At 69.0% G+C, this 18705-nt stretch carries 19 protein-coding genes; 13 read left to right on the top strand and 6 right to left on the bottom strand.

Annotated features, from left to right (window positions below; translation table 11 throughout):
• Positions 1-3 precede the first annotated feature (3 nt).
• From ACYQ8K_RS00460 to ACYQ8K_RS00445, 4 genes are all read right to left on the bottom strand, one after another.
• Positions 4-858 carry an alpha/beta fold hydrolase gene (locus tag ACYQ8K_RS00460; RefSeq protein ID WP_459966599.1) on the bottom strand — a complete coding sequence of 285 codons (855 nt, stop codon included), beginning with the start codon at positions 856-858 and terminating at the stop codon, positions 4-6.
• 87 nt (positions 859-945) lie between these two features.
• A complete protein-coding gene (locus ACYQ8K_RS00455; protein WP_459966372.1) occupies positions 946-2340 on the bottom strand; it encodes a WS/DGAT/MGAT family O-acyltransferase in 1395 nt (464 codons plus the stop codon).
• 212 nt (positions 2341-2552) lie between these two features.
• A complete protein-coding gene (locus ACYQ8K_RS00450; protein ID WP_459966371.1) occupies positions 2553-2981 on the bottom strand; it encodes a DoxX family protein in 429 nt (142 codons plus the stop codon).
• Between the two features lie 82 nt (positions 2982-3063).
• Entirely contained in the window at positions 3064-3516 is a 453-nt protein-coding gene (locus tag ACYQ8K_RS00445) for a nuclear transport factor 2 family protein (protein ID WP_459966598.1), read from the bottom strand.
• A 294-nt stretch (positions 3517-3810) separates the two neighbouring features.
• On the opposite strand from ACYQ8K_RS00445, the gene mbp1 reads away from it, so the two are divergent.
• The 3 genes from mbp1 to ACYQ8K_RS00430 all read left to right on the top strand — a co-directional run bounded on the left by mbp1 (position 3811) and on the right by ACYQ8K_RS00430 (position 5867).
• Positions 3811-4044 carry a microaggregate-binding protein 1 gene (gene mbp1, locus ACYQ8K_RS00440; protein WP_044485471.1) on the top strand — a complete coding sequence of 78 codons (234 nt, stop codon included), beginning with the start codon at positions 3811-3813 and terminating at the stop codon, positions 4042-4044.
• A gap of 202 nt (positions 4045-4246) precedes the next feature.
• Positions 4247-5350, top strand: a complete 1104-nt coding sequence (locus ACYQ8K_RS00435; RefSeq protein WP_459966369.1) for a type III polyketide synthase — start codon at positions 4247-4249, stop codon at positions 5348-5350.
• Between the two features lie 55 nt (positions 5351-5405).
• Positions 5406-5867 (top strand): isoprenylcysteine carboxyl methyltransferase family protein, encoded by a 462-nt coding sequence (locus tag ACYQ8K_RS00430; RefSeq protein ID WP_459966597.1) that lies wholly within the window; start codon positions 5406-5408, stop codon positions 5865-5867.
• Here ACYQ8K_RS00430 and ACYQ8K_RS00425 read toward each other — a convergent pair whose 3' ends face one another.
• On the bottom strand, positions 5868-6713 hold the full coding sequence (locus ACYQ8K_RS00425) for an SDR family NAD(P)-dependent oxidoreductase (protein ID WP_459966368.1): 846 nt from the start codon (positions 6711-6713) through the stop codon (positions 5868-5870).
• 206 nt (positions 6714-6919) lie between these two features.
• Here ACYQ8K_RS00425 and ACYQ8K_RS00420 point away from each other — a divergent pair, with 206 nt between their 5' ends.
• A complete protein-coding gene (locus ACYQ8K_RS00420; protein WP_459966366.1) occupies positions 6920-7963 on the top strand; it encodes an alpha/beta hydrolase in 1044 nt (347 codons plus the stop codon).
• A 161-nt stretch (positions 7964-8124) separates the two neighbouring features.
• Entirely contained in the window at positions 8125-10791 is a 2667-nt protein-coding gene (locus tag ACYQ8K_RS00415) for an FHA domain-containing protein (RefSeq protein ID WP_459966365.1), read from the top strand.
• Positions 10792-10802: 11 nt separating this feature from the next.
• Here ACYQ8K_RS00415 and ACYQ8K_RS00410 read toward each other — a convergent pair whose 3' ends face one another.
• Positions 10803-10967: a hypothetical protein gene (locus tag ACYQ8K_RS00410; RefSeq protein WP_167540309.1), complete on the bottom strand. Its 165-nt coding sequence runs from the start codon at positions 10965-10967 to the stop codon at positions 10803-10805.
• A gap of 254 nt (positions 10968-11221) precedes the next feature.
• Between ACYQ8K_RS00410 and ACYQ8K_RS00405 the strand changes: the two genes are divergently transcribed.
• The 8 genes from ACYQ8K_RS00405 to ACYQ8K_RS00370 are packed head-to-tail and all read left to right on the top strand — an operon-like array spanning position 11222 to position 18683.
• A complete protein-coding gene (locus tag ACYQ8K_RS00405; protein ID WP_459966595.1) occupies positions 11222-12409 on the top strand; it encodes an acyl-CoA dehydrogenase family protein in 1188 nt (395 codons plus the stop codon).
• Positions 12410-12427: 18 nt separating this feature from the next.
• Positions 12428-13546 carry an acyl-CoA dehydrogenase family protein gene (locus ACYQ8K_RS00400; protein WP_459966364.1) on the top strand — a complete coding sequence of 373 codons (1119 nt, stop codon included), beginning with the start codon at positions 12428-12430 and terminating at the stop codon, positions 13544-13546.
• Positions 13543-14043 carry a MaoC family dehydratase gene (locus tag ACYQ8K_RS00395; protein WP_459966362.1) on the top strand — a complete coding sequence of 167 codons (501 nt, stop codon included), beginning with the start codon at positions 13543-13545 and terminating at the stop codon, positions 14041-14043. Before ACYQ8K_RS00400 ends, ACYQ8K_RS00395 begins: the two co-directional genes overlap by 4 nt.
• Positions 14044-14052: 9 nt before the next feature.
• Positions 14053-14499: a MaoC/PaaZ C-terminal domain-containing protein gene (locus ACYQ8K_RS00390; RefSeq protein ID WP_459966360.1), complete on the top strand. Its 447-nt coding sequence runs from the start codon at positions 14053-14055 to the stop codon at positions 14497-14499.
• A complete protein-coding gene (locus ACYQ8K_RS00385) occupies positions 14496-15698 on the top strand; it encodes a thiolase family protein (RefSeq protein WP_459966359.1) in 1203 nt (400 codons plus the stop codon). Before ACYQ8K_RS00390 ends, ACYQ8K_RS00385 begins: the two co-directional genes overlap by 4 nt.
• A gap of 2 nt (positions 15699-15700) precedes the next feature.
• A complete protein-coding gene (locus ACYQ8K_RS00380) occupies positions 15701-16102 on the top strand; it encodes a Zn-ribbon domain-containing OB-fold protein (protein WP_459966358.1) in 402 nt (133 codons plus the stop codon).
• Entirely contained in the window at positions 16099-17091 is a 993-nt protein-coding gene (locus tag ACYQ8K_RS00375) for an alpha/beta hydrolase (protein ID WP_459966357.1), read from the top strand. The genes ACYQ8K_RS00380 and ACYQ8K_RS00375 overlap by 4 nt, the downstream gene beginning before the upstream one ends.
• Positions 17088-18683: a flavin-containing monooxygenase gene (locus tag ACYQ8K_RS00370; RefSeq protein WP_459966355.1), complete on the top strand. Its 1596-nt coding sequence runs from the start codon at positions 17088-17090 to the stop codon at positions 18681-18683. Before ACYQ8K_RS00375 ends, ACYQ8K_RS00370 begins: the two co-directional genes overlap by 4 nt.
• Positions 18684-18705 lie beyond the last annotated feature (22 nt).

Raw genomic sequence — 18705 nt, 5'->3', positions numbered from 1 at the left:
CCGCTAGCCGCGCGACAGGAACGCCAGCACGGTGCTTTCGAACGCGTCCTTGGCCTCGATCATCGCCCAGTGCCCGGAGTTGGGGAAGATGTGCAGCTCCGCGTTGGGGATGGTGCGCATCGGGATCAGCGCCATGTCCGGTGGGCTCACCCTGTCGTCGCGGCCCCACGTCAGCAGGGTGGGCGCGGTGAGCTTGTGCATGGTCGCCCACGGCAGCGGCCGGTCGGAGGCGCTCAGCGCGGCGTTCATCCCGGCGAACGCCGCCTTGCCGTACATGCGCCGGGCCGCGGCCAGGGTGTCGGGGTCGGTGGCCAGCGCCCAGCGTTCCTCGATCAGCTGTTCGGTGACCAGTGCCTGGTCGTAGACCATCGACTTGAGCCAGTCGACCAGCCGTTGCCGCGTAGGGTCCTCGACGAACTCCTGCAGCAGCCGGATGCCTTCGCTGGGACTGGGACTGAAGATGTTGGTGCCGATGCCGCCGATGGTCACCAACCGGTCGACGCGGTGCGGATTGTGGGTGGCGAAGTTGATGCCGACGCCGCCGCCCATCGAGTTGCCGACGATGTGCACCTTGTCGACGCCCAGCGCGTCCAGGAACGGCGACACCGTGCCGAACGCGGTGACCATCGGATGCCCGCCGAAGTCGTCGCTGACCCCGAACCCGGGGAATTCCAGGATCAGGCACCGGAAGTGGGCGGCGAAGGCGGGCAGCACGCCACGGAAGTTCCGCCATCCGGTGACGCCGGGCCCAGACCCGTGCAGGAACAGCAGCACCGGGGCCGAATCCGGGCCGCCGGTGTCGTAGTAGCGCAACGCGCCCTTTTCCAGGCCGATTTCATGAAGGTCGTCCGCCGCGATGGTCGCCGGTTCAGAGGTGTTCGCCACGGATGTCACCCTGCCATGCCATCGCACACACGGCGGACGGGGTTCCGCTGACCGGGCGGATCAGAGCGGGCCGCCCGCGGGCTCGCCGCAATTCAGCAGCTCTTTGAGCGCGGCCGGGAACGCGTCGGCGAGGTCCCACAGGTCCGGCGCCAGGTCGGGGCAGGAGATGATGCCGACGCCGAGGCGGCCGTTGAGCGACATCACGGTGATGTTGAGCGCGGCGCCGGCGATGATTGGGCCGAGCGGATACATGGCGTCCAGCCGGCACCCCAGGAAGTAGAGCTGGTCCTGCGGGCCGGCCACGTTGGACATGACCAGGTTGTGCGGCGGCTTGTCGGGTAACGGGATGCGTGGCAACAGCTTCCTGGCGGCGCCGAACACGGCCTGCCCGGCCACCTGCGTCCAGTCGTGCAGCAGCGTCGGGCCCAGCGCCGCGGAGTGGTCCTTGGCCGCGGCGTTCCCGGCGGCGATGCGTGCCAGCCGTTCCACCGGGTCGTCGATCTGGGTTTCGAGCCGGCACAGCATCCAGGTCATCTGGTTGCGGCCCGCCCGAGTCGATTTGTCGCGGACGGACACCGGCACGCTGGCGACCAGGGGCAGCTCCGACAGCGCGTCGCGGTCCTGGAAGTACTGTCGCAGCGCCCCCGCGCACAGTGCGGTCACGACATCGTTGACCGTCACCCCGAACCGGCGTTTGACGGTCTTGACGTCCTCGAGGTCCACACTGGTCAGGGCGACGTTGCGGCGCCGGGTGAACGTGCCGTTGAACGGCGTCGGGGGCGCCGCGAACGGCGCGGCCATCGTCTGCCCGCCCCCGCGGGCACGCAGCACCGTCCCCGCCAGGGTCAGCACCGTTGACGGCACCACCTTGGCCAGGCGCCACGGCCGCATTGCCGCGCCGATCAGCCCGCTGGCGGCGATCTGCAGCGGATTCGCCGTGCCGATGCGCTCGGCCGGTTCCGGCGGCGCGGCGTCCGGCACGGCGCTGCACAACTGCGCGAGCAGGTTGGCTCCGCCCACACCGTCGACCACCGCGTGGTGGATCTTGACGACGACGGACAGCGCGTCGGTGCCGTGCAGGCCTTCGATCACCCACATCTCCCACAGCGGGCGATCCCGATCGAGCGCCAGCCCGGCGATGTGGCCGCAAATGTCCGCTAATTCCTTCGGCCCCCCGGGCGAGGGCAGGGCGACGCGGTGCAGGTGGCGTGCCAGATCGAACCGATCGTCGTCCACCCACACCGGATGGTCGAAGTTCAGTTGGTTGTCGGCCAGCTTGAGGCGGAATTCGGGCACGGCGTCCAACCGCACCGACAGCGCCTCACAGAAGCGGTCGAAGGTGTAGCCGCCCGGCATCGTCGTGGGGTCCAGCTCCAGTACGCAGCAAACGTTCAAAGGCTGCGTCGGGGATTCCAGGTATAAGAAGAACGCGTCTAACCCACTGAGTCGTTGCATGCTTGCTCGTCTCTTTTGCGCGGCCATGACCGCTGGTCACGTGACCGGCGGTCATCCCGGAGCTCCCGAGGGGGCGCACGATGGGGGCGGCCGCAACTTATTTAGTGTGACTTTTATCTGTAGCCGTTGCGGGGCTTTCGGCAAACATCTCGGCTGTACATTTAACGAAATCGCCACTCAGCCGACGCCCGGTGCGGCCGGCGGGTCGCCGGTTATGCGCTGGTCGAGCGGCGGCCGGCCAGCAGGCGGTCGACGGAGTAGCGGTTGTGGCCGCGGAAAGCAATCACACCGACGAGAAAGAGCGCGTGCACAAGCTGCTCGCCGATCACGGTGAAGTGCTCGATCGACGTCGCGCCCAGCACGAGGACGATCATCAGCAGAGCGCCGGCGACGGCGGCCCCGCGGGTCAGCGCCCCCGCCAGCAGCAGCGCCCCGGTGATCAGCTCAGCGAAGGGCAGCGCGTAGCTGCACGCCGAGACCGCGATGGTAGGCAGCATCGACGTGCTGAACTCACCCATCATCTGCGCGTGAAACGCGGCCAGCTTCGGCAGCCGGACCAGGCCGTGCCCGAACAGGCTGGCCCCGATGGTCAGCCGAGCCAGCAGATACGCCAGCGCGCGGTCGGTGTCGGACGCGGACATGGGCGGCCCTTTCCCCGGGTGTCCCGGTGCGGCGTGGGAGGCTAACGCGGACAACCGGTTTGGTGTGCTCGTCGGGACACGGTCATTGCGCTCCGGAGGGCTCGCGGGCCATCGCGGAGTCTGGTGCTGCCCAGTCGGTCGAGACCTTGCGGTGCTTGATCAGCCAGGCGTCACCCTCGGGCACCAGGAGGTCGCGGTAGCGGCCGCAGTGGTCGAGCCCGATGTGGGTGACCACGGTGAAGTAGGAGTCGACCCGGGCCTGGCCGGGCGCCAGCTCGGTGAACAGCACGTTCGCGACGTTATGGCGCACAATCGGTTTGACGCCCGCCGAGACGGCCACCTTCCCGGTGACACCGCCCAGGAAGGCCGCGATCTGCGAACGCCCGCGCAGCGGTGCGAAACCGCGGATCTCGAGGATGCCATGGGCGCAGAACGTCTCCGCGAGCCGGTCGAGCCGGCCGGCGTCACCGGACCAGTTGTAGCGCGCCAAGGTATCCCGGATTCGCTCGCGGGCGACCAGCTCCCACATTTCCACCGTCACGACTCCTCGCCGCCGCCGACACTCGGCCCACCAGCGTAGGCGCACCCGGTGAGGCTGCGGAAACCAGGCGGGACAGCGATCGTCAGCGTCATCGGCTTCTGATCGGTGCCGTTGTGCGGCAGGGCAATTGGGCCACGCCGTCGCTGCGTGGTCGGTGACGACCAACCGCCAGGTCACGGCTGTGGCGAAGGCTACTCGCCGGCCCACGTTTCGAGAACGCACCGGTTGGGCAATAAAGGTGGCGAGCGCACGACACGGGCGTTCGTGCGCCAGACGGAGGGAGAACGCATGTCGGACAAGAGTGGTCCTGAAGAAGCCATCGAGGGCATCGTCGAGGGTGTCAAGGGCAAGGTCAAGGAAGTCGCCGGCGCGGTCGCCGGGCGCGACGACCTGATGCGGGAGGGCAAGGCTCAGCAGGACAAGGCCGACGCGCAACGAGAGGCGGCCCAGAAAGAGGCCGAGGCCGAAAGCGCACGTAAGGCCGCCGAAGTCAACGAGGCTCGCCAGAAAGCCGAACAGTAAAGGCAGCCGATGATGGCCCGGTCACAGGCGTGGCCGGGCCATCGCACTGTCGCGGCCCGGGCGGGAATGAAAACCCGCGAGCGGGTGCAGAACAACGCATGAAGCTCAACGACGCCTTAACGGTGGCTGTGCCGTTGTGGTTCAACTCACTTCGGCGGTGATCCGGTGAACCATTTACGGGTCGGCCATCGTCGGCATGGGCATGACTGCAACAACGTATTCCAGCTCCCCGCATCGGGCCGCGGGCCGAGGATGCGGCGCTCCACGGATCGCCGGCACCGCGGTGGCTTTCACGCCGCACCGCTACGACCGGGACGAGGTCGCACGCGAACTCACCGGGTTCACCGATCCGGGATTTCTGCGCTTCGCCCAGACCGCCGGCGTCGACCAGCGCAGCCTCGCGCTGCCGCTGTCGCGTTACCCGAGGCTGAGCGGCTTCACCGAAGCCAACGATGCGTATCTCGAGGTGGCCGTCGATCTGGGTGAGCGGGCGGTCACTTCGGCCCTGGCTGCTGCCGGCGTGGCACCGCACGAGGTCGACACGATCGTGATGGTCTCCAGCACCGGAATCGCCGTGCCCACCATCGACGCGCGGTTGATGACCCGAATCGGCTTGCGGCCCGACGTCAAACGGGTGCCGCTGTTCGGGCTCGGCTGCGTGGCCGGTGCCGCCGGAATGGCGCGCGTCCACGACTACCTGCACGGCTACCCCGGGCACGTCGCCGTGCTGCTGTCGGTCGAATTGTGCTCGCTGACGCTGCAGCGCGACGACACCTCGATCCCCGCGCTCATCGGGGTGTCCCTGTTCGGCGACGGCGCCGCCGCCGTCGTCGCCACCGGGGCGGAACGAATCCCGTTGACCGACAGCGCAACAGGGCCGCGCGTCCTGGCGACGCGCAGCCGCGTCATCCCGGAGACGGTCGACGTGATGGGCTGGAACGTCGGTTCGAGCGGATTTCAGCTCGTCATGTCCCGTGACGTCCCCAAGATGGCCGACGATTACCTGCGCGGCGAGGTCGACGAGTTCCTGGCCGATCACGGGCTGTCCGTCGCCGACATCTCGGCCTGGGTCTGTCATCCCGGCGGTCCAAAAGTCCTCGAGTCGATCGAGAACGCGATCGGCTTACCCGTCGAAGCCCTGGCGCACAGCCGAAACTCCATGCGGGAGAACGGAAACATGTCCTCGGTGTCCGTGCTGGACGTGCTGCGCCGCACGGTTGACGCGCCGCCGGGCGACGACGCCTTCGGGGTGATGCTCGCGATGGGACCGGGTTTCTGCTTCGAGCTGCTATTGCTGCAGTGGTGACGGGGACCACGCCGTGTACTACTACCTGTTCATTCTCGCCGTCGGCGCCGAGCGCATGGTCGAGCTCGCGGTCGCCCAGCGAAACGCCAGATGGTCAATGACGCACGGCGGCAAGGAGTTCGGCCGCGATCACTACCCGGCGATGGTCAGCGTGCACGCCCTGCTGCTGGTCTCGTGCGTCGTCGAGACCTGGAGCCTGGGCCGGCCGTTCATCGGGTGGCTGGGCTGGCCGATGCTGGCCGTGGTCGCGCTCAGCACGGTCGTGCGCTGGCGCTGCGTCAGCGTGCTCGGCAAGCGCTGGAACCCGAGGCTCATCGTGATCCCGGACGCGCCGCTGGTTCAGCGCGGCCCGTATCGCTGGGTGCGCCACCCCAACTACACGGCGGTGGCGGCCGAGGTGGCCGCGCTGCCGCTGGTGCACTCCGCGTGGCTCACCGCGATCGTGTTCAGCCTGGCCAATGCGCTGGTGCTCTTTGTGCGCATCCGCGCGGAGAACGCGGCGCTGGGATACGTCTGATCAGGGGGCGATGGGCCGATTGGTCCATTGGCGGTCGGGCCGGCGCGTCGAGCGGAACCATCCGCCGGCCGCGCCGGTGCCGCCGTCGGTCGGGATGACGTGTCCGGTGACGAAACCCGAGAGGTCGGAGGCCAGGAACAGGATGACCCTGGCCTGGTCATCGGGCAGGCCCATCCGCCCGACCGGAACCCACCGCGGCCACTGCGCCTGTTCCTCCGCCGAAAGCCATTGCGAATAGGGCACTTGCAGGGATTCGGTGACGTCGGGCGCGATGGCGTTCACCCGCACCCCGTCGTTGCCCACCTGGACCGCGAGGCTACGGGTGAACGCGTTGACGGCGGCTTTGAAGGCGGCGTACACCGGATCCTCCGGGTAGCCGCGCAGCGCCTCGATCGACGAGACGTTCACGATCGCACCGGCGTGCCGTTCGACCATGGCCGGCAGGAACGCGTGGGTCAGCAGGAAGACGTGGTGCAGGTTGATCCGGTAGAGCTCATCCCACAGTCGCGGGTCGGTGCCGGCGAAGTTTCCGGGGTGCCGCAGCCAGTGGCCGACGTTGTTGACCAGCACGTCGACCCGGCCGAACCGATCGAGAACCGTCGCGGCCAGGCGCGCGACCTGATCGCGGTCACGCACGTCGGTGACGACCACCAGAGCCGACCCCCCGGCCTCGATGATCGAGGACGCCGTCGCGTCGGCGAGGTCGGCGTCGATGTCGGCGATGATCACGTCGGCGCCGTGTTCGGCGAACAACCGCGCGGTGGCCGCGCCGATTCCTCCCGCGCCGCCGGTAACGACTGCCACCCGGCCGGGTAGCAGGGGGCCAGGTTGCCTAGCGTGTGTCACCGCTCATATCTTCGGGCATTCTTGGGGTTGAGCAACAGCCGGTTCGGTCTGACGACGCCCGCGCGGCAACCGCAAGAGAGATGAATCGGTGATACCCGTCTCTGCCGTCAGCAAACGTGATGTACACGACATTTCCCACGCGTTAATTTCCCGTTAGCCCTCGCCGGCCGCGGGTATTCGCCCTCCACTTAGGAGGTTGAAGCCCAATGGTGAGTACAGCCGAACCGACACATATATTGCCGAGCGTGGCGACGACGAGGCGCGTTCATCATCGCCATAGCCCGCAGTCAGTTGCCGTGGGGCTTGCCAGCCGTTTGATCGTCAAGAACGCCGTCCGCGCGTGGGCCATGACGCCGAATCTGCATTGGCCGCTCGAATACGTCGACACCGTCGCGGGATTGTTCCCGCGTGTGGGGTATGCGGCGAAAACCGAATCGGTGCGGTTGGACAACTGTGCCGCCGAATGGGTGCGCGCGCCCGGCGTATCGGGGGAGCGCGCGATCCTGTATCTACACGGCGGCGCGTTCCTTACCTGCGGGCTCAACACACACCGTTCCATGGTGACCCGCTTGTCGAAGGCGGCCGATGCCGCCATCCTCGCCGTCGCGTACCGGAAGCTGCCCGCACACCAGATCACCGACGCCATCGACGACGGGATCAGTGGCCTGCGCTGGCTGCAGGATCACGGCTACGACGGCGACCGGGTTGTCGTGGCCGGCGACTCCGCCGGGGGATACCTGGCGTTCATGACCACGCTCCTGGCGATCCAGGACGACATCATGGAGCCGGCCGGGGTTGCGGCCGTGTCCCCGTTTACCGATGCGGACCCGGTGCGAAAGCTCAAGCACCGCAACGCCCGCAAGTGCTCGATGTTCACCCGCCGGGCCTTCTCGCGGTTCGCCCAATTCCTCAGCAACGCACAGGTTGTGGAGGGCGAGGGCGACGCCACGGTCGCGTCCCCGGTGGACGCCGATCTGTCGTCGTTGCCGCCGGTCACCATTCACGCCAGCTCGGACGAGTTGCTGCTCGCCGACGCCGAACTGATGGCGAAGCGCTTGGAAGCCAGCGGGATCCACTGCGATCTGCATCTGTGGGACGGGCAGGTCCACGACTTCCCTTTGGCCGCAGACGTTTTGCCCGAGGGCAGGCGCGCAATCAAGTACCTTGGGGACTTCGTCAAGGACGTCACCGCTGTTCGCGCGAAGGTTTCGAGCGTGCGCAGCCTGCGCAATGCCGCGGTGGCCGGTTGAAGGCGCCGAAAGTAACTGCGCTGCAAGCTGGTTCGCTGACCCGCCGCTCCGGCGGCCGTACACCCTGTCCCGGTGCCCGGCCTCGCCCGTGGCCCTGCGACACGGTGGCCGGCGAAGAACCCAGCGCATAAGTTGCGCCGCTGCCGTTACAGTTGGTCCTGATGACCCCACCAGCCCCGCCTGCGCTCACCGTGCGGTACGACGGAGCCGAGCGCACCTTCGCGCCGGGCAACGACGTAGTGATCGGGCGTGACCTGCGCGCCGACCTGCGGGTCGCCCACCCGCTGATCTCCCGTAACCACTTGATCGTTCGATATGACCAGGGCCGATGGGTCGCCATCGACAACGGCAGCCTGAACGGGCTGTATGTGCACAACCGCCGCGTCCCGGTCGCCGACATCCAGGACGGCCTGCGCGTCAACATGGGCAACCCCGACGGCCCCGCGCTCACTTTCGAGGTCGGCCGCCACCAGGGCTCGGCCGGCCGGCCGCCGCTGACGACGTCGATACCGATCGTCAGCAACCCCAGCGAACCGCTGGCGCGCGCGCCGCAGAGCCAGCCGTTCGGCACGCCGTGGCCGGGCCAGCCCCAGCAGCCGGCGTCGGCCTCGTTCCGGCACCCGGTCCATCCGCCCACCGCCGCACAGCCGAGCCAGCCGGCCGGCGGACCCGCGCCGAGCTATCCGTCCGGCCCGCAGCCCCGGCACCCGACCAGCGGTCTGCCGAGCGCCCCGCCCACCGGCTCCCAGCACGCCCCGCAGATCTACCGGTCGCCGTCGGCGCATGCGGCGCCGCCGACCACCGCCGAGCCGGCGGCTCCCCAGACCGGCCGCATCGGCGGCGACTCGTCCGTCATCGCGACCTCGATGATGAAGATCCTGCGGCCGGGCAAGACCGGGCTGGACGTGCCCGGCGCGGTCAAGATCGGCCGGGCCAACGACAACGACATTGTCATCCCCGAGGTGCTGGCATCGCGCCACCACGCCACCCTGGTCCCGACGCCGACCGGAACCGAGATCCACGACAACCGCAGCATCAACGGCACCTTCGTCAACGGCGCCCGGGTCGATTCGGCCGTGCTGCACGACGGCGACGTCGTCACGATCGGCAACATCGACCTGGTCTTCCACGGCGGTCACCTGGCCCGCCGCGACCAAGCCGCCACCGCGACGCGCGGCGGCGGCCTCGACGTGCGCGGGGTCACGTGGACGATCGAGAACAACAAGACGCTGCTGGACAACATCTCGCTGACCGCGCTGCCGGGCACCCTGACCGCCATCATCGGGCCGTCCGGCGCCGGTAAGTCGACCTTCGCCCGGCTGGTCGCCGGCTACACCCACCCGACGACGGGAACCGTGTCGTTCGAGGGCCACAACGTGCACGCCGAGTACGCCTCGCTGCGCAGCAGGATCGGGATGGTGCCCCAGGACGACGTCGTGCACGGGCAGCTGACCGTGCAACAGGCGCTGATGTACGCCGCGGAACTGCGGCTGCCGCCGGACACCACCAAGGACGACCGCGCCCAGGTGGTGGCCCGGGTGCTCGAAGAGCTCGAGATGACCCAGCACCTGCACACCCGGGTCGACAAGCTGTCCGGCGGTCAGCGCAAGCGCGCGTCCGTGGCGCTGGAGCTGCTGACCGGGCCGTCGCTGCTGATCCTCGACGAGCCGACCTCCGGCCTGGATCCCGCGCTGGACCGCCAGGTGATGACCATGCTGCGGCAGCTGGCCGACGCTGGCCGCGTGGTGCTGGTGGTCACGCACTCGCTGACCTACCTGGACGTCTGCGACCAGGTGCTGCTGCTCGCGCCCGGCGGCAAGACGGCGTTCTGCGGTCCGCCCAGCCAGATCGGCCCGGCGATGGGCACCACCAACTGGGCCGACATCTTCAGCACCGTCGCCAACGACCCGGACGGGTCTCGCGCGCGCTACCTGGCCCGCACCGGCCCGCCGCCGGCCCCGCCGCCCGCGGAGAAGCCCGCCGAGCTGGGCGATCCCTCGCACACCAGCCTGTTCCGGCAGTTCTCCACGATCGCCCGGCGCCAGATGCGGCTGATCGTCTCGGACCGCGGCTACTTCGTCTTCCTCGCGCTGCTGCCGTTCATCATGGGGTCGCTGTCGATGTCGGTGCCCGGCGATGTCGGCTTCGGCATCCCGAACCCGATGGGCGCCGCGCCCAACGAGCCCGGCCAGATCCTGGTGCTGCTCAACGTCGGCGCGGTGTTCATGGGCACCGCCCTGACCATCCGCGACCTCATCGGCGAGCGGGCGATCTTCCTGCGTGAACAGGCGGTGGGCTTGTCCACGTCGGCGTACCTGCTGGCCAAGGTCTGCGTGTACACGGTCTTCGCGATCGTCCAGTCGGCGATCGTCACGATCATCGCGGTGTTGGGCAAGGGCGCCCCGACCCAGGGCGCGGTGGCGCTGGGCAAGCCGGCTCTGGAGCTGTTCGCCGATGTCGCGCTCACGTGCGTCGCGTCCGCGATGCTCGGACTGGCGCTGTCGGCCGTCGCCAAGTCCAACGAGCAGATCATGCCGTTGCTGGTGGTGGCGGTCATGTCGCAGTTGGTGTTCTCCGGCGGGATGATCCCGGTCACCGCGCGCGTCGGCCTCGACCAGATGTCATGGGCCACACCGGCGCGGTGGGGATTCGCGGCCTCGGCCTCCACCGCCGACCTGACCAAGCTGGTGCCCGGCCCACTGACGCCCAAGGATTCGCACTGGCGACACACCCCGGCGACGTGGTGGTTCGACGTCGGCATGCTGTTCGTCATCAGCGCCGTCTACCTGGGTTTCGTGCGCTGGAAGATCCGCCTTCGGGGCGGCTGAGCGCTGTACTGTCAGGCGCCCTTGCGCACCAACTGCTCGGCCGCGGCCCGCATACGGTCAGACAGCTGCAGCAAATCGTGCTCACCCACGCCCAGCGGCAGCGTGTATGCCAGTTGCCGCAATTCGACGGCGTAGTTGCGCAAATCTTCGCGAAGGCGCATCTCAACAGTGGGCATGGACTTCTCCCTCGGGCTGGGCAGGAGCCTGGTCCGCGTCGACCAGCCGATCTGAAAATTTTCGCAGGCCTTCCGCGCAACCGCGAGGGCGCCGACGCGTATTAACGGGAGTTTGACAGCGAATTTACAGTTCGGGCGCCGCCGATATCGGCGCTCGCACCTGCCGCGATACCGAAATTCCCTGCGCCGTCTCGCCGTGGCGTTACGCTGACGACGCTCGGTGAAAAGCAATGCGGAAAGGCACAGGCGCCGGAATGGATTTCGAACTCGACGCTGGGCAGCGCGCCTGGCTTACCGAGGTTCGCGAATTTCTGCACCACAACGTCACCCCGGAATTGCGTGCCGAGCTCGCCGAGCACGACCTGGAATTCCCCGACGGTGAGGTCGCCCGATTTCGCCGCAAGATCGGGGCCAAGGGCTGGTTCGGGCTGAACTGGCCGCGCGCATATGGGGGACTGGGGCTCGGCGCCATTCACCTGCATCTGCTGATGAGCGAATTCGAATACTGGGGTGTGCCCGGCCCCGACCTGACGGTGACCTCGGTGGCGCCGATGATCATGCGGCACGGCACCGAGCGCAACAAGACCGATTGGCTGCCCCCGATCGCCCGGGGCGAAATGATCTGCGCGGTCGGCTATTCCGAGCCGGATGCGGGAACCGACCTGGCCAGCCTGCGGACCAGCGCCACGCTGGACGGCGAGGAATGGGTGATCAACGGCACCAAGATCTGGAACAGCGGCGCCCAGCGCGCGACGCACGAATGGCTCTGTGTCCGTACCGATCCCGGCGGCGCCCGGCATCGCGGGATTTCGGTCATCATCGTGCCGATCGGCAGCCCGGGCGTCGACATCCGCCCGCTGTACGCGTGGTCCGGCTATCGGACCAATGAGGTGCACTTCCACGACGTGCGGGTGCCGGTCACCAATCTGATCGGCGAGGTCAACCGCGGTTGGACCTACATCACCGGTGCGCTCGATCTCGAACGCGGTGCGCTGACCAACGCCGGAGACCTGCGCCGCGCCGTGGAGGAGTTGCATGAGCTGGCGCGGCGGCCGCGAAGCGACGGGTCCGTGCCCGCCGACGATGCGTCGCTTCGCCGCCGGCTGGTGCAGGCCGAGGCCGACGTCGCGGTGGCCGTGCTGATGGGCTACGAGGCGGCGTCGATCCTCGACAGCGGCGACAACGGTGCCATCTCCACCGTCGAAGTGAGCGTCGAGAAGGTGTTCACCAGTGAGCTGCGCCAGCGCATCGCCGACCTGGCGCTCGACCTCCTCGGCCCCGATGGCCTGCTGGCGCATCGCAGCGAACGGGCCCCGCTGGCGGGCAAATTCGAGCGGCTCTACCGGGCCGCCCCGCTGATGCGCTTCGGCGGGGGTACCAACGAGGTGCTGCGCGACATCATCGCCCAGCGCGGGCACGCGATGCCCTCCTACGGACGCTGACCCCGAGTTCCGCAATCGATGAAGACGATCCCCACCCCCGAACAGCGCGAGTTCGCCTCGGCGTTGCGCGCCTTGCTGGCCGCGGAGAACCCGATCGCCGCGGTGCGCGCCCTCGGCGAACCCGGCGCGGACCGCGGCACGCCGGCGCTGTGGAAGGCGCTGGCCGAGGCGGGCGTCTTCGGCTTGGCCATCGGCGAGGAGTACGGCGGGGCCGGCGGCTCGCTCGACGACCTCGCAGTCTTCTACACCGAGGCCGGCCGCGCGCTGTGCCCGACGACGGTGCACAGCAGCGTGCAGGCCGCGCTCGCCATCGACCAGCTCGCCTCCCCGGGCGTCAAGGCCCGCTGGCTGCCGCCGCTCGCGTCCGGCAGCGTCCGGGCCACCACCGCGTTGTGGAACCCGCGCGACGCCGCCGTTGTCGCCCCGCCGCTACACGCCGAACAAGTCGGAGAACGGTGGCGGCTCAACGGAACCGCGGACTACGTCCTCGATGCCGACGTCGCCGATCTCATCGTGATCTCGGCCGCCGCGGCCGGGCGCACCCTGCTCTTCGTCGTCGACGCCCGCGGGGTCGGCGCGGAACCGATCGACATGGCCGGTGGGCTCCGGGCCTGCACGGTGCGCTTCGACGGCGTCACCGCCGATGCGGCGCCCGACGAGGTCACCGCGCCGGCACTGCGCCGGTTGGCCAACACCGCCGTGGCGCTGGGATCGCTCGACCTGGTGGGCGTCGGCCAGGCCGTGCTGGACCGCACCGTCGACTACACCAAGCTGCGTCACCAATTCGGCCGGCCCATCGCGTCGTTCCAGGCCGCCCAGCATCTGGTCGCCAACATGCACATCGCGCTCGCGGCGGCGCGACTGGCCGCGCACGCGGCGGTGTTCTGGCTGGGCCGCGGCCGGGTCGCTACCAGGGAGACGGCCGTCGCGCGCATGCACGCGGCCGCCGCCGCGCGGCTGATCACGCTGGACGCCCACCAATTGCACGGCGGCATGGGCTATGTCACCGAGACCGACCTGCACCTGTGGAGCGAACGCGCCCGGCTCGGCTCGACATTCGGCGGTGGGGCCGACGTCGCCGCCTCCTGGCTGGAGCAGAGCATGCACAACGAGACCGACGAAGGGGAGCGCCGTTGAGCGAGGACAGCTTGATCGATGCGGAATCGGCATCGCGCGTGGGCTCGGTCGCCGCGTCGGCGACCGGTGAGGTGAACCGGCGCGATTGGCAACGCTGGGCGGCGGCGGTGGGTGATCACAACCCGTTGTATTTCGACCCGGATTACGCCAGGGCCAATGGATATCGCGACATCATCTGCCCTCCGTTATTTATTCAGTACGCGATCCTCGGCGTCGCGCCGCTCGAGTCGCTGCGCCCCGACGGATCGTCCGGCGCGGTCTCCGGCGGCCTGTCCTTTCCCCGGGCCCCCAAGCGGATGGCCGGCGGCGAGAGCTTCACGTTTCACCTGCCCGCCTATCACCGCGACGAGATCGAGATGGTCCGCATCGTCGAGTCAATCGTCGAAAAGCAGGGCCGCTCCGGCAAATTCGTTCTCGTCACCTGGCGCACGGTGTACCGCAACCAGCATCGCGACCTGCTGGCCGAAGCGTCGACATCGATGATCGCCCGTCCCTAGGAGCGCGACATGACTGCCTCGCAGGTGTTCTACGAAGACGTCACGGTGGGCGAGGACATTCCCACGCTGACCGTCACCGTCGACGAAACCCAGATGTTCTTCTTCAGCGCCGCCACCTACAACGGCCACCGCATCCACTACGACAAGGAGTGGGCCCGCGACACCGAAGGCTACGCCAACGTCCTGGTGCACGGCCCGCTGCAGGCGGCGCTGCTGGCCCGCGCCCTGGGCGACTGGATCGGCGGGCGCGGGCGACTGGTGTCGTTCTCGGTGCAGAACCGGGCCGTCGCGTACCCCGGCGAATCGCTCAGCTTCGGTGCCGAGGTCACCGGTAAACGGCTGAGTGACACGGGAACCGGGCTGGTCGACCTCGTCATCTCCGGGCGCCGCGACGACACGATCCTGATGCCGGGAATGGCCACGGTCGAGCTGCCGATGCGGGGAGCCCAGCCGTGACCGGGCTGCGCGGCGAGGCGGCCATCGTCGGGATCGCGGAGTTGCCCGCCGAACGGCGGCGCACCCGTGCACCGCTGTTCACCCTCGACCAATACGCGGTGCTGGCAAAGATGGCGATCGAGGACGCCGGAGTCGATCCCGCGTGCGTCAACGGCCTGCTGACCCACGGCATCGCCGAGTCGGCGATGTTCGCGCCGGCCACCCTGTGCGAATACCTGGGTCTGGCCCTGGATTTCGGTGAGCGCGTGGATCTCGGCGGAGCCACCGCCGCCGGAATGATCTGGCGCGCCGCGGCCGCGGTCGAACTCGGCATCTGCGAGGCCGCACTCGCCGTCGTACCCGGATCGGCGGCGCTGCCCCAATCCGAGCGCCGGCCCACGCCCGAGCCGAATTGGTATGGGGCGTCGTCGAACAACTACGGCTCGCCGCAGGCCGAATTCGAGATCCCCTACGGCAACGTAGGCCAGAACGCGCCGTACGCGCAGATCGCCCAGCGTTACGCCGCGGAATTCGGTTACGACCCCGCCGCGGTCGCCAAGATCGCCGTCGACCAACGCACCAACGCGTGCGCGCACCCGGGCGCGGTCTTTCACGGCACCCCGATCACGGTGAACGACGTGCTGGACAGCCCGATGATCGCCGACCCGATCCACATGCTGGAGACGGTGATGCGCGTGCACGGGGGAGTGGGCGTGCTCATCGCCAACGCCGACATCGCGCGCCGCGGCCGCCACCGCCCGGTGTGGATCACGGGCTTCGGCGAGCACATCGCCTTCAAGACCCCGACCTATGCCGAGGACCTGCTGTCCACACCCATCGCGCGCGCGGCCGACCGGGCCTTCGCGATGGCCGGGCTGAGCCGGTCCGAGGTGGACGTCGCGTCGATCTACGACTGCTACACCATCACGGTGCTGATGAGCCTGGAGGATGCCGGATTCTGCGCGAAAGGCAAAGGCATGTCCTGGATTACCGAGCACGACCTGACCTTTCGCGGTGACTTCCCGCTCAACACCGCCGGCGGCCAACTGTCCTTCGGCCAGGCCGGCATGGCCGGCGGCATGCATCATGTGGTCGACGGTGCACGCCAGGTCATGGGCCGGGCCGGCGACGCACAGGTCACCGACTGCCACACCGCGTTCGTGACCGGCAACGGCGGCATCATGAGCGAACAGGTCGCGCTGCTGCTGCGGGGCGACTAGCCATGGCCCACCCCATTCCGGAGCCCACACCCGTCTCGCGGCCGTTCTGGGACGGCCTGGCGCAGCACCGGATCCTGGTGCAGTATTCGCCGTCGGCGCAGCGCTACGTGTTCTATCCGCGCACGCTGGCCCCGGGCACCCTGGCCGACGACCTGGAATGGCGCGAGATCGACGGCGCCGGAACGCTGTACACCTTCACCATCGCCCGCCGGCCCACCGGCCCGCCCTGGCAGGACGCGTTGCCGCAGCTGCTCGCGGTGGTGCAGTGGGACGCCGGGCCGAAATTCAGCACGGAGCTGGTCGACGCCGACCCGGGCGACATCCGGATCGGCATGCGGGTGCAGCCGGTGTTCTACGATCTGCCTGAAGAGGGCATCACCCTCCTGAAATATCGGCCCGCATGACCTCGACGACGAGGTCGGAGGTGCACATGGAAGACCCGCTCAACGGCGTAGTGCAAGCGATGCTCGACCAGTTGAACGCCGGATTCCCGCGCGTCGAGCGCCTGACCGGACCGCAGGCGCGCGCCGCGGTGGCGCAGCGGCGCATGCCGGTCGACAACCTCGACGACGTCCGCAGCGCCACCGACCGCATCGTCCCGGGGCCCGGCGGCTCGGTCCCAGTGCGTGTCTACGAGCCGCACGGCGAGCCGTCGGGGGAGCGCGCCGCGATCGTGTTCTACCACGGGGGCGGATTCGTCTTCTGCGACATCGAGTCTCACGACGGGTTCTGCAGGGCCCTGGCTCGCGGCAGCCGGGCCGTCGTGATCTCGGTCGACTACCGGCTGGCCCCCGAGCATCCCGCCCCAGCCGCGGCGCTCGACGCGTTCGCGGTGTTCGGCTGGGCGGTCGAGCACGCCGCCGAACTGGGCATCGACCCCGCGCGCACCGCGGTCGCCGGTGACAGCGCCGGCGGCAACCTGGCCGCGGTCACCGCCATCGCATGCCGCGACCGCGGCGCCACCCCACCCGCCGCGCAGCTGCTGATGTACCCGGCGATCGACCCGAGCTTCGACACCGACAGCTATCACCGCTATGCCACGGGGCACTTCAACACCCGCGCCGCGATGCAGTGGTACTGGCACCAATACCTGGGCGCGCAAACGGTTTTCGACCCTCCCTATCTGGTGGCCCCGGCCCGCGCCGACACCCATGCGGGCCTGCCGCCCGCGGTGATCGTGACGGCCGGGCTCGACCCCCTGCACAGCGAGGGCTGCGACTATGCCCGCCGGTTGCGCGGCGCGGGAGTGCGCGTCGTGCACCGGGACTTTCCCGGGCTGTTCCACGGCTTCATGACCATGCAAACGTTTCCGCCGGCGGCATCGGCGCAACATCTGGTGTGCGCCGACCTGCGCGAGCTGCTGCATCCGGCCGCCCGGGGCGTGGCGTCGTGACCCAGGCCGGCGACGTCATCGTCATCGGCGCGGGGTTCGCCGGGCTCTACGCCGTGCACCGGGCCGCCTCGTCGGGCCTGTCGGTGATCGCCCTCGAGGCCGCGCCCGACGTGGGCGGCACCTGGTATTGGAACCGTTACCCGGGCGCGCGCTGCGACGTCGAAAGTGTGGATTACTCCTACTCTTTCGACGAGGAGCTGCAACGGAGCTGGCAGTGGACCGAACGCTTTGCGGCCCAGCCCGAAATCTTGGCCTACCTGCGGCACGTCGCCGACCGTTTCGATCTGCGCCGCCACTACCGATTCGGCGTCGACGCCATCGGCGCCACCTTCGAGCGGGGACGCTGGCAGGTGGACACCGCGGCGGGGGACACCTACGCCGCACCGTTCCTGCTGTGCGCGACCGGCTGCCTGTCGGCGGTGAACCGGCCCAATATCCCGGGCGCCGAAACCTTCTCGGGCGAGGTGTATTACACGGCCGCGTGGCCACGCGAGGATCCGGAGCTGCGCGGCAAGCGGGTGGGCCTGATCGGCACGGGATCGTCCGGCATCCAGGTGGCGCCGATCCTCGCCGCCAACGCCGATCACCTGGTGGTATTCCAGCGATCCGCGAACTACACCATCCCGATGCCCAACCGGCCGTGGTCGGCCGAGGAGCAGCGGGAAATCCAGGAGCGGTATCCCGAACGCCGACGGGTCTCCGCGTACGCCGCCGCGGGCACCCCGCACGGCACCTACCACAAGAACGCCCTCGACACCGACGCGCACGAGCGGTCGGAGGCGCTGTGGAAGCGCTGGCGCGAAGGCGGCGTCCTGTTCGCCAAGACGTTCCCCGATCAGACCAGCGACCTGGCCGCCAACGACGTCGCCCGGACGTTCGCCGAGGAGCGGATCCGGGAGATCGTCGCCGATCCCGTTGTCGCAACGGATCTCATCCCGGTCGATCACCCGATCGGAACCAAACGGATCTGCACCGACGACGGCTACTACGCCACCTTCAACCGCGACAACGTCCGACTGGTGAACCTGCGCCGCGAGCCGATCGAGGCGATCACCCCCGCCGGCGTGCGAACCGGCGAAGCGACATATCCCTGCGACGTGCTGGTGTTCGCAACCGGTTTCGACGCGATGACCGGGGCGCTGACCCGAATCGACCCGAAAGGCCCTGGCGGACAACGACTGCGCGACATCTGGGCGGACGGCCCGGTGACCTTCCTCGGCCTGATGGTGCCGGGGCTGCCGAACCTGTTCACCATCAGCGGGCCGGGCAGCCCCTCGGTGCTGGCAAACATGGTGCTGCACGCCGAGGTTCAGGTCGACTGGGTCATCGATCTGGTGCGGACGGCGCGGAGCCAAGGGGTGAGCGAGGTCGAGCCGCGCCGCGACGCGGCGCTCGCCTGGACCCGGCACGTGGGCCAGGCGGCCGACCGGACGTTGTTCCCCAAGGCGGCATCCTCGTGGTACCTGGGCGCCAACATCGAGGGCAAGAAGCGGGTCTTCATGCCATACATCGGCGGCTTCGGCACCTACCGGCGCCACTGCGACCAGGTGGCCCACCACGACTACGCGGGGTTGGTGCTGACCACCCGATGACGACGCCAAGGGGGAAGTGAAC

The organism is Mycobacterium sp. MUNTM1 (genome assembly GCF_054660795.1).
The sequence above is the reverse complement of the archived record's forward strand: the minus strand, read 5'-3'. Positions and strand labels throughout refer to the sequence as shown.